Here is a 13,691-nt window from a genome sequence, read left to right as displayed (position 1 = left end):
TGCGCAACAGTTTCCGTGTTCACGCAGCCGATCCTGCCGCCCGCGGCGGCCGGCGCGCTGGCGGGAATCGGCCGTCGCGATCACCGGCGCGCCGGTGATCGCGACGGCTCCTCACGCGGCTTGCGTCAGCGCCCTCCGGGTGAGCACCCGTGCCAGATGACGCCGGTACTCCGCGGTGGCGTGCGGCTCGTCCGGCGGGTTCGTCCCCTCCGCCGCCAGCGCGGCGGCGTCGGCGATCGACGCGCCCGAGGCCAGCGCCGCCTCCGTGGCCGAAGCCCGCAGCGGGACGCCGCCCATGTTGACCAGCCCGACCCGGCCGCCGGCCACCGCGACGCCGACCATCGCCCAGTCGATCGCGCGGCGGGTGAACTTCCGGAAGCCCCAGCCCTGGCCGGTCTGCGCGGGCAGCCGGATCTCGGTGAGCAGCTCGTCCGGCTCCAGCGGCGTCGTGAACGGGCCGAGGAAGAATTCCGCGGCGGGGATCCGCCGCTCCCCCGCCGGGCCGCGCGCGACCAGCACGGCGTCCGACGCGAGGATCGCCGCGGGCAGATCCGCGGCGGAGTCGGCGTGCACGAGCGAACCGCCGATCGTGCCGCGGTGGCGGACCTGGCGGTCGCCGACCTCGCCGGACACGTGCGCCAGCAGCGGCGCGTGCTCGCGCAGCACCGGGTCGCGCTCCAGGTCGTGGTAGCGGGACAGCGCGCCGATCACGACGTCGCCGCCGTCGAGCCGGACGTACCGGAGCTCCTCGACCGGTCCGATGTCCACCAGGTACTCCGGCGCGGCCAGCCGCAGCTTCATCAGCGGCAGCAGCGAGTGCCCGCCGGCCAGCACCTTCGCCTCGTCGCCGAGCGCGGCCAGCCGGGCCAGTGCCTCGTCCACAGTGGACACCCGCTCGTAGCGGAACTCGGCGGGGATCACCGGTCCACCTCCTGTCCCGAAGCGTCGATGACGGCGCTCACGATGTTGTGGTAGCCGGTGCAGCGGCACAGGTTCCCCTCGAGCCCGGCCCGCACCTCGTCGCGGGTCGGCTTCGGGTTGTCGGCCAGCAGCGACACCGACGCCATGATCATGCCCGGAGTGCAGAACCCGCACTGCAGCCCGTGCTGCTCGCGGAAGGCCCGCTGCACGGGGTGCAGCTCGCCGTCCGGACCGGACAGTCCCTCGACGGTGGTCACGGCGTGGCCGTCGGCCTGCGCGGCCAGCACCGTGCAGGACTTGACCGACTCGCCGTCGAGCAGCACCGTGCAGGCACCGCAGGAGGTCGTGTCGCAGCCGATGTTGGTGCCGGTCAGCCCGGCGGTGTCGCGCAGGAAGTGCACCAGCAGCGTCCGGTCCGGCACCTGTTCGGCCACCGGGCGCCCGTTGACCTCGATCGAGACCTTCACTGCCCGTTCTCCTTCTTCGCGGCTTCCAGTGCGGCCCAGACGCGGATGGGCGTCGTGGGCATGTCCAGGTGCTTGACACCGCGGGCCGAGAGCGCGTCCACCACGGCGTTGTGCACCGCCGGCGTCGACCCGATGGTCGCCGCCTCGCCGATCCCCTTGACGCCGAGCAGGTTCCGGTCGGTCGGGGTGGTCATGTCGACCAGCTCGAAGTCCGGCAGCTCGGCGGCGGTGACGAACGAGTAGTCCGCCAGCGTCGCGGTCGTCGGGTTGGCGTCCTCGTCGTAGGTGACGACCTCCATCAGCGCCTGCGCCGCGCCCTGGCCGAGCCCGCCGTGACGCTGCCCGCGGAAGGTCAGCGGGTTGACGATCGGGCCGGCGTCGTCGACGGCGATGATCCGGCGCAGCTCGACCTTGCCCGTCTCGGTGTCGACCTCGACCACGGCCAGGTGTGCGCCGAACGGGAACGTCGGCGTGCCGCCGCCGAACCAGACGTCCGCGGTGAGCTTGCCGCCCTCGGCCCGCCCGGCCACCTCCGCCCAGCTGAGCACGGTGCTCGACGGCGCGCCGCGGACCTGCCAGACACCGCGCCCGGCGTCCAGCTCCAGGTCGTCGGGAGACGCTTCGAGCAGGTTCGCCGCCAGCTCCCTGGCCTGCGCGATCACCTCGTCGGCGGCCTGGCGGATCGCCGAGCCGCCCAGCTGCAGCGACCGGGACCCGAACGTGCCGATGGCCTTCGGCACCTCGTCGGTGTCGCCGTGGCGGACGGTGATCTTCCCCAGCGGGACGCCGAGCCGGTCGGCCAGCAGCATCGCCAGCGACGTCCCGAGCCCCTGCCCGTGCGGCGAGCTGCCGGTCCAGGCGACGACCGAGCCGTCCGGGTGGATGTCGACGCGGCCGCTCTCGCCGCCGGCGTCGCCGCCGGTGATCTCGACGTACGAGGCGATCCCGAGACCCAGTTCGACCGGGTCGCCCGCCTCGCGCCGCCGCCGCTGTTCGGCGCGCAGCTCGGCGTAGCCGCCCGCTTCGAGGACCTTGTCCAGCGCCGCCGCGTACTCGCCCGTGTCGTAGGACGCCCCGGTCGGCGTCCGGTACGGGAACTCATCCGGCCGGATGAAGTTGACGCGGCGGACCTCGGCCGGGTCCAGCCCGATCTCCGCGGCGAACCGGTCCATCGCCCGCTCGACCGCGGCCGTGGCCTCCGGGCGGCCCGCGCCGCGGTAGGCCGCGATGGGCGTGGTGTTGGTGACGACCGCGCGGCTGCGCGTCTGCACCTTCGGGAACCGGTAGACGCCGACGGCCATGAGCTCGGTCAGCGTCGGCAGGAACAGCGTCCGCGGGTACGCGCCGGCGTCCTGGACGACGTCGAGGCGGTAGGCGAGGACGGTACCGTCGCGCTTGCCGCCGATGGTCACGGTGTTCTGCTGCGCCCGCCCGTGCGTCATCGCGGTGAGGTTTTCGCTGCGCGACTCGACCCAGCGCACCGGGCGCCCGATCTCCCGGGCGGCCCAGCCGAGGACGGTCGCTTCGGGGTCGGCGCCGATCTTCGCGCCGAAGCCGCCGCCGACGTCGGGGGCGATGACCCGGACCTTGTCCTCGCCGACGCCGAGGCCGCCGGCCACCTGCGACCGGGCGATCTGGGCGTTCTGCGTCGACAGCCAGAGCGTCAGCCTGCCGTCTTCGCCCCACGCGCACGACGCGCCGCGGACTTCGAGCGGCGCGGGCGCGACGCGCTGGTTGAGGATGGTGGTCGTGACGACGACTTCGCACCCGGCGAAGATCTCGTCGTCGAACTCCGCCGCGCCGTGGACCTGCACGACGTTGCTGCCCGTTTCGGGGTGCACGAGCGTTTCGTCCACCAGCGCCGCGTCGATGCTCGCGACGGCGTCGAGCGGGTCGTAGTCGACGTCGACCAGCTCGGCCGCGTCGGCCAGCTGGTAGCGCTCTTCGGTGAGGACCAGCGCGACGGGCTCGCCGACGTACCGGACGACGCCGTCGGCCAGCCACGGCTCCCGCACCGGCCCCGCGGCGTGCGGGGCAAGGCCGAGGTCGGCGGCGGTGAACACGCCGAGCACCCCCGGCGCCGCCTTCGCCTCGCTGACGTCGATGCCGCTGATCCGCGCGTGCGCGACGGGACTGCGCACGAACACCGCGTGCGCGGCGCCGGAAAGCGCTTCCTCCCGCAAATCGTCCACGTAGGTGCCGCCCCTGGTGATCAGGTTCCGATCCTCCTGGCGGACCACCCGGGTCCCGACAATGCTCATCTGGTCTCCTGCTCGCCGTTGCCCCGCCGATCATGCCCTGTCGTTTCAGGAGAACGCCAGCACCACGGCGAGGGCGAGCCCCGCGATGCCGATCCCGATGCGCAGCGGCGTCGCGGGCAGGTGCCGGACGAGGATCGAGCCGAGCCACGAGCCGCCGAGTGAGCCGAGGCAGACGGCGAGCGCGGCCGGCCAGACGACCTTGCCCGTGACGGCGAAGACGATCGCGGCCAGCAGGTTCGCCGAGCCTGTGACCAGGTTCTTCGCCGCGTTGGTCCGGGCGAGCGGCTGGCTCCAGACCGAGACGAGCAGCGCGAGCATGAGCACCCCGGCGGCCGCGCCGAAGTACCCGGCGTAGATCCCGATGAGGAACGCGGTGACGCCGGTGGCGGGGCTGAGCCCGTGGTGCTCGGCGCCTTCGGCCAGCCGGCGCAGCCGCGGGCCCGCCATGAGGACGAGCGAAGCCCCGCCGATCAGCCACGGCACGATCGCGGTGAAGGCGCCGGACGGCGTGAGCAGGAGGACGAGCCCGCCGCACGCCCCGCCGACGGTGGTGATGAGGCACAGCGGCACGAGCCGGCGCCGCTGGCCGGCGAGTTCGGGCCGCGCCCCGGCGGCGGCCCCGGCGGTGGTCCCGAGCATCGCGACGGTGTTGGTGACGTTGGCGGTGACCGGCGGCAGCCCGGCGGCGAGCAGGGCGGGGTAGGACACGAGCGACGCGAGCCCGGCGGTGGCTCCGGTGAGACCGGCGCCGACACCGGCGAGGACGAGCAGGAGGAGGACGCCGGGATCGCTGATCACGTTGTCATCTCAGCACGGCGGCGTCGTCCGGCCGCGGTGACGTTGCTCCCATCGGCAGAGGCGCCGGCACCGGATCGAGCGACGCGGTATAGGTCGTTATACAGGGCATGCCGGGTTGTCCGAAACCGGACGAGTTCGGGCGGCGGGCTTGCCCGTGACGGCCGGGCCGTCCCAGAATCGCCGCGCTGACAAGGTTGTCAACCTGGAGGAGGCCCGGATGGTCGGCCTGGACCGCCGGCAGGCGCTGGGCCTGCTCGGGGCCGGGGGCGCGGCGATCGTCGCCGCCGGCCTGCTCCCGTCGCCGGCCCGGGCCGCCGAAGCCCGGCCGCCCGATCCGGTCGCCGCCACCTACCTGCGCGTGCTGCTGCGCCACACGCGCTGGGCCGAGCAGCAGTTCGACCGCGCCGCCGGGATCTACCCCGCCCGCGACTTCACCTTCGCCGTCGTGCTCGGCAACGCACTCCTGCTCACCCGCGACGGCTACGACGCCGCGGCCGCGGGAGTCGGCCGGGACACCCTCAGGGAGCACACGCTCGCCACCATCCGCCACTTCGCCGCGTCGAACGTGCTGGCCGGCGGCACCGAGTGGGGCCGGAAGCTGTTCTTCGACACGACTTTCCAGTCGTACTTCCTGCTCGCCGCCCGTCTCCTGTGGACAGAGCTGGACGACACGACGCGGGGCCACGTCGAGCGGATCACCACCGGGCAGGCCGCCTACACCACGGCGCTCGGCGAGCGGGACGATCCGGCTTCCGGCGGCTGGACGCCCAACGGCCTGCGCGGCGGGTACGTCGGGGACACCAAGCTGGAGGAGATGGGCGTCTACGCCCAGTCGCTCGCCCCCGCGCTCGCGTGGGCGCCCGGCGACCCGGCCGCGCCGGCCTGGCATGCCGCCTTCGGCGCGTGGAGCCGCAACGAAGCCGGGCTGCCGGCCGCCGACCTCGCCAACCCGCGGCTCGTCGACGGCCGTCCCGTCTCGGCCAACACCGCGACCAACCTCCACGACACCTTCCTCGTCGAGAACCACGGCTCCTTCGGCCCGCACTACCAGGAAGAGCTCTGGCGCACGTCCGGCCGCAACGCGGCGCACTTCCTCCTGGCCGGCACCCCGCTGCCCGAAGTGCTGACCGCGCAGCCGAACGGCGAGCTGCTCTGGCGCACCATGCTGCTGATGACCAGCGACGCCGGCGAGCCGCTGATGCCGATGGTCGCCGACCGCGAGCACCTCTACGGCCGCGACGTCATCCCGCTCGCCTTCCGCGCCCAGGTGCTCGGCGACCGCTACGCCGCGTACGCCGAGGCCCAGCTGGCGGCCCGGCTCGAGCCGTACCAGGCCTACGCGCCCGCCGACCGGATCACGAAGTTCTCCGGCGAGCCGAAGTACGAACCGGAGGCGCGCGCGGAGCTGGCGATCAGCTACCTGCTGCACGAGTGGCGCGCGGACCACGGCGGCCCGGTGACACCGGCGAGCAAGGCCGAATTCGACCGCCACGCCGCCGGGACCGCCGACTTCGGCGCCGGGCCCGGCCTGCTCGCCCACCGCTCCCCCGCCGCCTGGGCGGGCACGGTGTCGAAGCCCGGCTTCGTCAAGTTCGCCTGGCAGCCGCACCACGACGACTGGCTTTTCGTGCTCGGCGGCGCGAACCCGGTGCTGCTGCCCGCCACGAACATCGCGGTGCGGGAACGCCACGCCACGACCTACGCGAAGGTCCGCGACGGCTTCGACGGCACCGTCGGCGTCCTCCGCTTCGACACCGGGTACGCCGCGTTCGCCACCCTTCCCACCGGCGCCGCGGTGTACGCCAGCACTGGCGTCGCCGGGGGCGAAGGCGTCCTCGACGTCTACAACCTCGCCATGCCGGGTGTGCCGGGGCTCGACGGCGACCGCACCTACACCGCCGCCGAAGGCGCGGTGACGGTCAAGGCGCAGGCCGCGCCCGCCGGCGCCCGGACCGACGAGCTGACCTTCGCGCCGGTCACCGCGCGGCACGTCCGGATGCTCGGCGTCCAGCCCGACCCGCAGTACGGCTACTCGCTCTGGTCGTTCGAGGTCCGCGACGGCGACGGCCCGGACCTCGCGCGGGCCGGAACGGCCTCGGCTTCGTCGGCTTCGCCGGGCAAGGAGGCGAAGTACGCCGTCGACGGCGACCCGGCCACCCGCTGGGCGGTGTCCACAGCGGACCGGCCGCGGGCCGGCAGCTGGCTCGCGGTCGACCTCGGCGCGCCGGAGAGCTTCGACCGCGTGCGGCTGAGCTGGGAGGCGGCCGCGGGGCGCAAGTACCGGATCGAGACGTCCCCGGACGGCACGACATGGACGCCGGTGGCCACGTACCCGGTGCCCGCGCTGCGCAGCACCGGCGGCCGGCTCGACATCGACGGCCGGGCCGGGGTGTCCGTCGCGGGCCCGAACCCGATCACCGTCACCGGCGACCGCGTCACGCTCTCCGACGGGCCGCCCGCGCCGTTCGTCGCCGAGCTGTACCCCGGCCCGGCGAAGGCGTCCGGACGGGTCGCGACCGGCACCGCCGCGGTCGAAGGCACCGTCACCGACGGCTTCCTCGTGCTGCTCAACCTCTCCGGCGCCGCGGTGAGCGGCACGACGACCGTCCCGCCGGACAGCGGCGTATACCGGCTTTACCGCGGCGAGCAGACCCTCACCGGGACCGGCACGGAAATCGCCTACGCGCTGGGTGCCGCAGAAGGCCGTGTCGAACCTCCGCGGTTCACCGTGCGGGGCCCGGCGGGGCTGACGGCGGTCGTCCGCGACGCGAGCCGCGTCGAGCTCACGGCGCCGCGCACGGTGGCCGTCACGGTGACCCCGGACGGCGGCCCGCCGCGCCGGGTGGTGCTGCCGCCGGGCCGCACGGTGCCGGTCGAGTTCCGTGACGTCCGCCCCTACCCGCTGGACGACCTCGCGCTCGGCAGGACGACCTTCCCCGCGCAACCGCTGCCGCCCGGGATGTCGAGCCCGGCGGCCGCCGTCGACGACGACCCGGCGACGGCGTGGCGGCCCGGACCGGACGGCCGGATGGTCGTCGATCTCGGCGCGGTGGCGACGATTTCCGCCGTCGAACTGGCCTGGACACCCGGGCGCGTGCCCGCCACCACGATCGAGACCAGCGTCGACGGCCTGACCTACCGCGCCGGATCCACCGGGCCGGCCCGGTACGTGGCCGTCCGCACGCGCGGCTGGCGGACGACCGACGCGAGCCTCACCCGGTTGTCCGTGCGGACTTGATCGATCTCGCACCGGTCGCACCGGGGCCGGGGGCGAGTACCTTGGCAGCACAAGGGCTCGGCTCCCCGGGAGGACGGATGCGCGTCACGATCGCCGAGGTCGCCCGCCGCGCACGGGTGAGCAAGACGACCGTGTCGCGGGTGCTCAACAACAAGGCCGACGTGGACGCGGCGACCGCGATCCGGGTGCGCGAGGTGATCGCGGCGACCGGGTACATCCCCAGTGCCGGCGCGGTCGGGCTGGCCCGCGGCGTGACCCGCACGGTCGGGATGCTGGTGCCGGGCCTGACCTGGCCGTGGATGGGCGAAGTGCTGCAGGGCGTCGCCGACGTCGTGGAGGCGAAGGGTTACGGCCTGCTGCTGTCCACCGCCAACCGCGGTGCCGAGTCCCTCGAAGAGTTCTCCCGGCAGGTCTCGGCGAAGGCGTTCGACGGGCTGCTGCTCGTCGAGCCGCCGGACGCGGTGCGGCACCTGCGGGTGCTGCACGACTCCGGGCTGCCGGTGGTGGTGATCGACGACCGCGGCCGCCGTCCCGCGTTCCCGTCCGTGGGCACGAGCAACCGCGAAGGCGGCGCGGCCGCGGCCCGGCACCTGCTCGGCACCGGCCGCACGCGGCTCGCCACCGTCACCGGGCCCCGCGACTTCGGCTGCACGACCGACCGGCTCACCGGCTTCCGCGACGTCGTGCGCGAAGCCGGTCTGACGCTGGACCCGCGGCTGATCATCGAAGGCGACTTCACGAGCGAAAGCGGCGAAGCGGCGATCCGTCAGCTGCTGGACTCGGGCCCGGAGTTCGACGCGGTCTTCGCCCACAACGACCTCACGGCGGCGGGCGTGCTGGCCGGCCTCCGGAAGGCGGGCCGGACGGTGCCGGACGACGTCGCCGTGGTCGGCTTCGACGACATCCCGCTGGCCGCGCACACCCAGCCGCCGCTGACGACGATCCGCCAGCCGCTGCGGGAGATGGGCGAGACGGCGGCCCGGCAGCTGCTCGCCCAGCTGGGCGGCGCACCCCGGCCGGACGAGCCGCTGATCGTGCCGACCTCCCTCGTGGTCCGGGAATCGACTCAGGACACCGTCAGCGCCCCCGACAGCGGGACGTCGCGCGAGGAGTCACCGAGGTAGACGCGGTACTGCCCGGCGTTCGTCGTCCACGACCCGCTCCAGTGCGCCAGGTCCCGCGGCGTGAGCGGGAACGTCACCTGAGTGCTCTGCCCTGGGTTCAGCTGCACCTTCTTGAACCCCTTCAGCTGCTTCGGCGGCTCACCGTTCCCCGCCGGCTGCCCCAGGTAGAGCTGGACGACGTCCGCGCCCGCCCGCGTGCCGGCGTTGGTGACCGTCGCCGTGACGGTCACGGTGCCGTTCGTGCCCTGCGGCGTGACGAGCAGATCCGAGAACCGGAACGTCGTGTACGACAGGCCGAAGCCGAACGGGAACAGCGGTTCGAGGTCGCGGCTGTCGTACCACCGGTAGCCGACGTTCAGTCCCTCGGAGTACTCGATCCGGTCGTCGGCCCCCGGGAACTGCCGGACGCTCGCCGTCGGCAGGTCGGCGACCTGCTTCGGGAAGCTGACCGGGAGCTTGCCGGACGGGTCGACGTCGCCGTAGAGCAGCGACGCCAGCGCGTTGCCGTTCTCCTGGCCCGGGTACCAGCCTTCGAGCACCGCCGCGACCTTGCCCAGCCACGGCATCGTGACCGCCGACCCCGTGTTGAGGACGACGACCGTGCGCGGGTTGGCCGAGGCGACCGCGTCGATCAGCTCGTTCTGCTGGAACTGCAGGTCGATGCCGTCGAGATCCTGGGTCTCCGACTCGCCGTAACTGGCGAACACGATCGCGACGTCGGCGGTGCGCGCCCGCGCCACCGCCGCCGGGATGTCCGGTGTCCGCACGTGCTCCCCCGCGCCGTCCACATAGGACACCGCGACACCGGCCCCGGCCCGCGCCCTGATGCCGTCGATCGGGTTCACCGACGCCGGCGACGGGTCGACCTTCGCGCTCCCGCCGCCGATGTTCTGCGGGTCGATGGCGTCGCCGCCGGACAGCGCGATCGACTTGACACCCGGGCCGAGCGGCAGCACGCCGTCGTTCTTCAGCAGCACGGTCCCGGCCGCGGCGACGTCGCGCGCGGTGGCGACATCGGCCGCGTTGGTCACGACCGACTGCGGTGTCCCCCGGCGCGGCCGGTCGAACAGCCCGAAGCGGAACATCTGGGTCAGCACCCGCCGGACCATGTCGTCGACCCGGGCCTGCGTGACCTCGCCGCGCGAGACGGCGTCGAGCAGTCCCTGGCCGAAGAACGCGCCGCCGGGCATCTCCATGTCGAGCCCGCCGTCGGCCAGCTGCCGGGCGCCGCCGGTGGCCGAGCCCCAGTCGGAGCCGACGAACCCGCCCCAGTTCGCGTCCTGCTTGATCGCGCTCGTGAGCACCCCGGCGCTCTGGCACGCGGGGACGCCGTTGATCTCGTTGTAGGCGCACATCATCGACGCGACCTGGCCCTGGCTCGCCACCTGCTGGAACGCGGGCAGGTACAGCTCGTGCAGGGTCCGGTCGTCGACGATGACGTTGTCCGACGGCGTCCCGCGGGACGCGCCGGCCTCGACGTTGTAGGCGGCCGCGTGCTTGGCCTGCGCCATGACGCCCTGGCTCTGGATGCCCTGGACCATCGCGGTCCCGGCCGCCCCGGCGAGGTAGGGGTCCTCGCTGTAGGTCTCGAAGTCGCGGCCCCAGCGCGGGTCGCGGACCAGGTTGATCGTCGGGCCGAGGGCGATGTCGACGCCCTTGCCCGCGAACTCCGCGCCCATGGCGCTGCCGTACCGGCTGATCAGCGCGGTGTCCCAGGTCGCGGCGGCCGAGACCGGCGCCGGGAACTGGGTGACGCCGTCGAGGCCGTCGCCGACCCCGGCCGGGCCGTCCTGCAGGCCGAGCGCCGGGACGCACAGTTCGGGCACGGCGTCGGTGTTGCCGATGTACGGCCCGGTCGCGCCGTTGCCGTGCAGCACCTTCACCTTCTGCTGCGGGGTCATGACGGCCATGAGCTGGTCGACGCGGTCCGCGACCGGAGCCGTGGACCCCACCCACGGGCAGCCACCCGGGTTGGTGGGCGTGCTCGGCGGCGGCGCGCTGTCGGAGGTGTGCACGGCGAACTCCCACAGCGAGACACCCCACTGGGTGGCCCGGGCGGTGACGGTCAGCCGGACGTACCGGGCGGTCCCGGACGCGGCCGGGTGCTCGGTGCCGCCCGCGCCGTTCGGCACGGTCGCCGCCGTGGTCCATGCCGAGCCGTCGGTGGACAGCTGGATCGTGTACGCGCTCGCGTAGGCCGTCTCCCAGGTCAGGTCGACGCCGCAGACCGGACGCGGGCTGCCCAGGTCGACCTGGATCGACTGCGGATCGGCGGCCAGGCTGGACCAGCGCGTGCCGAGGTCGCCGTCGAAGGCCGCCGACGCCGGGAAAGCGCCGGACTGGACGCTGGACGCCGTCGCCGTAGACCTGGAACTCCCAGAGCGAGACACCCCACTGGGTCGCGCGCTGGGTGGTGGTCAGCCGGACGCACCGGCCGCTGCCCGGCACCGGCAGCGTCTGCGTGCCGCCGGTGCCGGTGCTCGTCTAGTACACGGTGGACCATTGGCTGCCGTCGGCGGAGGCCTGGATCGTGAACGCCTTCGCGTAGGCCGTCTCCCACTGGAGCACGATCTGGTTCAGCGTGTGCGACGCGCCGAGGTCGACCTGCAAGGTCTGCGGGTCGGCGGCCAAGCTCGACCAGCGGGTGCCCGGGTCGCCGTCGACGGCCGCGCTCGCCGGGAACGCGGCGTTCTCGGTAGAGGACGCGGTCACGGCGTGCCCTTGCGAAAGCAGCGTCGGAGCGGCCTGGGCGGTGAACAGCGGCGCCGTGAGCAGGCTGGCCGCCACCGTCGCCCCCGCGATCAGCGCGAGCCGCCGCCTCACTGGTAGACCCGCACGTAGTCGACGACCATGTCCTGCGGCAGCACGGTGCCCGCGCCCGGCGGGCCGGGGAAGTCACCGCCGATGGCGTTGTTGAGGATCAGGAAGAACGGGTGGTCGTACACCCACGGCCCGCGCGTGCTCTCCACGGTGTCCCGGTTGATCGTCTCGAAGGCGTTGCCGTCCACGGAGAAGGTCATGTGGTTCGCGTCCCAGTCCAGCCCGAACTTGTGGAAGCCGGCCGAGACGTCCTGGCCGAGGTCGTAGGGCTGGCCGATGCCGCCGGCGCCGTTGTAGGCCGGGGCGTGGATGGTCGAGTAGGCGAGGTTCGGCGACTTCCCGACGTGCTCCATGATGTCGATCTCGCCGCAGTTCGGCCACGGCGTGCCGCTGAAGAAGTTCGCGCCCAGCAGCCAGAACGCGGGCCAGAGGCCCTGCGTGCCGGAGACCTTGATGTTGGCCTCGACGTGCCCGTAGGTGAAGCTGAACTTGCCGGCGGTGTTGATCCGGCCCGAGGTGTACTGGCAGGTGGTGCTGCCGCTGACCGGGTCCGGCGGGCAGGCGCTGCCCGGCGTGGCCTCGCGGCGGACCTGGATGACGAGGTTGCCGTGGCCGTCCTGTTTGGCGTTGTTGTTGTTCGTGTAGTACTCGAGCTCGTTGTTGACGCCCGGGCCGGTTTCGGCGGTCCACTTGCCGGCGTCCGGGGGCGTGCCGGCGGCGCCGTTGAACTCGTCGCTCCACACGAGGGTGCCGGGGAAATGCGGGGCGGGCGGCGCGGGCGGCGGCGGGGTGGGGTTGCCGCCGGTGCCGTAGACGTCGAAGCCCCACAGCGAATAGCCGTAGCCGTTCGAGCGGGCGGTGCCGTACATCCGGACGTAGCGGCCGGAACCGTTCACGGTGAGGGTTTCCTTGAAGCCTTTGCCCGTGGTGGTCGAGTAGATCGGCGTCCAGTTCGCGTTGTCGTCGGAGACCTGGATCTGGTAGGCGACGGCGTAGGCCGGATCCCACTGGAGCACGACCTGGTGGACGGTGGCGCGCGCGCCGAGGTCGACGGAGATCCAGCCGGGGTCGACCCAGCCGGTGGTGGCGCTGGTCGCCCACCGTGTGGCGGGATCGTGGTCGAAGGCCTTGGCGGGGACGCAGCCGGGGCAGGCGCCGTCGTCCTGGTAGGACGAGGCGGCGCCGGGCTTGCCGTAGGAGAGCAGGACGTCGCCGGGCTGGGTGGTGCCGCCTCCGCCGTAGACCTGGAACTCCCAGAGGGAGTAGCCGTACTGCGTGGCCCGCTGGGTGCCGGTCAGCCGGACGTACCGGCCGCTGCCGGTGACGTTCAGGGTCTGGGTGCCACCGGTGCCGGTGGTGGTCGAGTAGGCGGTGGTCCAGCTGTTCGCGTCGGCCGAGAACTGGACGGTGAAGGCCTTGGCGTAGGCGGCTTCCCAGCTGAGCACGACCTGGGTCAGCTGCTGGGTGGAGCCGAGGTCGACCTGAAGCCACTGCGGATCGCTGAACGCGCTGGACCACCGGGTCCCGGAGTCACCGTCGACGGCGGCGGAGGCCGGGAAGGCGGCGGACTCGGTGGAGGAGGCGGTGACGGGACGGCCTTGCGAGAGCAGAACGGGCGCGGCGTGCGCGACGGGCGCGGTGAGGAGCGCGGCGAGGGTGAGGACGAGAACGGCGAGAACGCTCCTGCGGCGAGCACCGGCCCGGCGTCCGGAGCGCCCGGCGCCCCCGCCATCCGGGAACCGGCGGCCGAATCCGGCCTTCCCGGCAGCCACCGGATCACGGAACCGGCGACCCCAGCCCGATTCCCCGGCAGCCACCGGATCACGGGATCCGCGGGTGGATCCGGTCGGGCTGGTTCTCGGCATGCGGCGTTGCATGGGCACCTCCACGGCGAACCGGCGCCGGGGCGGCCTTGCCCCGGCGCGGATCGGCTCACGTGGTCCTCGGTGCGGGTGTGGGTCCCGCTCGTCGGCACGCTCTTAGTTCAGGATATAAATAAAGAGCCGTAAAATGTCAACGTTCCTGCGCCCGGCGGTCGCCGAACACCCCGGGGACTGGTCCG

At 73.4% G+C, this 13,691-nt stretch carries 9 protein-coding genes; 2 read left to right on the top strand and 7 right to left on the bottom strand.

What is annotated here, in order from left to right; genetic code table 11:
• Nucleotides 1-111 precede the first annotated feature (111 nt).
• From BT341_RS24675 to BT341_RS24660, 4 genes are read right to left on the bottom strand one after another with little or no spacing between them, the layout of a single operon-like run.
• On the bottom strand, nucleotides 112-921 hold the full coding sequence (locus BT341_RS24675) for an FAD binding domain-containing protein (RefSeq protein ID WP_072478535.1): 810 nt from the start codon (nucleotides 919-921) through the stop codon (nucleotides 112-114).
• Nucleotides 918-1,388 carry a (2Fe-2S)-binding protein gene (locus BT341_RS24670; protein ID WP_072478534.1) on the bottom strand — a complete coding sequence of 157 codons (471 nt, stop codon included), beginning with the start codon at nucleotides 1,386-1,388 and terminating at the stop codon, nucleotides 918-920. The genes BT341_RS24675 and BT341_RS24670 overlap by 4 nt, the downstream gene beginning before the upstream one ends.
• The gene (locus tag BT341_RS24665; protein ID WP_072478533.1) at nucleotides 1,385-3,649 is read right to left on the bottom strand and encodes a xanthine dehydrogenase family protein molybdopterin-binding subunit; all 2,265 of its coding nucleotides are present in this window, start codon (nucleotides 3,647-3,649) and stop codon (nucleotides 1,385-1,387) included. Before BT341_RS24665 ends, BT341_RS24670 begins: the two co-directional genes overlap by 4 nt.
• A 45-nt stretch (nucleotides 3,650-3,694) precedes the next feature.
• Nucleotides 3,695-4,447 (bottom strand): sulfite exporter TauE/SafE family protein, encoded by a 753-nt coding sequence (locus BT341_RS24660; RefSeq protein ID WP_072478532.1) that lies wholly within the window; start codon nucleotides 4,445-4,447, stop codon nucleotides 3,695-3,697.
• 217 nt (nucleotides 4,448-4,664) lie between these two features.
• Here BT341_RS24660 and BT341_RS24655 point away from each other — a divergent pair, with 217 nt between their 5' ends.
• Nucleotides 4,665-7,685, top strand: a complete 3,021-nt coding sequence (locus BT341_RS24655) for a discoidin domain-containing protein (protein WP_072478531.1) — start codon at nucleotides 4,665-4,667, stop codon at nucleotides 7,683-7,685.
• Between the two features lie 77 nt (nucleotides 7,686-7,762).
• A complete protein-coding gene (locus BT341_RS24650; protein WP_072478530.1) occupies nucleotides 7,763-8,809 on the top strand; it encodes a LacI family DNA-binding transcriptional regulator in 1,047 nt (348 codons plus the stop codon).
• Here the strand turns inward: BT341_RS24650 and BT341_RS24645 are convergent.
• From BT341_RS24645 to BT341_RS24640, 3 genes are all read right to left on the bottom strand, one after another.
• On the bottom strand, nucleotides 8,752-11,199 hold the full coding sequence (locus tag BT341_RS24645; protein WP_245805091.1) for a glycoside hydrolase family 3 C-terminal domain-containing protein: 2,448 nt from the start codon (nucleotides 11,197-11,199) through the stop codon (nucleotides 8,752-8,754). The genes BT341_RS24650 and BT341_RS24645 overlap by 58 nt on opposite strands.
• Nucleotides 11,200-11,293: 94 nt before the next feature.
• A complete protein-coding gene (locus tag BT341_RS47925) occupies nucleotides 11,294-11,632 on the bottom strand; it encodes a discoidin domain-containing protein (RefSeq protein WP_245805090.1) in 339 nt (112 codons plus the stop codon).
• Nucleotides 11,629-13,401, bottom strand: coding sequence for a discoidin domain-containing protein (locus BT341_RS24640; RefSeq protein ID WP_072478529.1), 1,773 nt, complete (start codon nucleotides 13,399-13,401; stop codon nucleotides 11,629-11,631). The genes BT341_RS47925 and BT341_RS24640 overlap by 4 nt, the downstream gene beginning before the upstream one ends.
• Between the last annotated feature and the right edge of the window lie 290 nt (nucleotides 13,402-13,691).

Origin of the sequence: Amycolatopsis australiensis, from assembly GCF_900119165.1 — a bacterium.
Lineage (GTDB): Bacteria > Actinomycetota > Actinomycetes > Mycobacteriales > Pseudonocardiaceae > Amycolatopsis > Amycolatopsis australiensis.
This window is presented reverse-complemented; position numbering and strand designations above follow the sequence as displayed.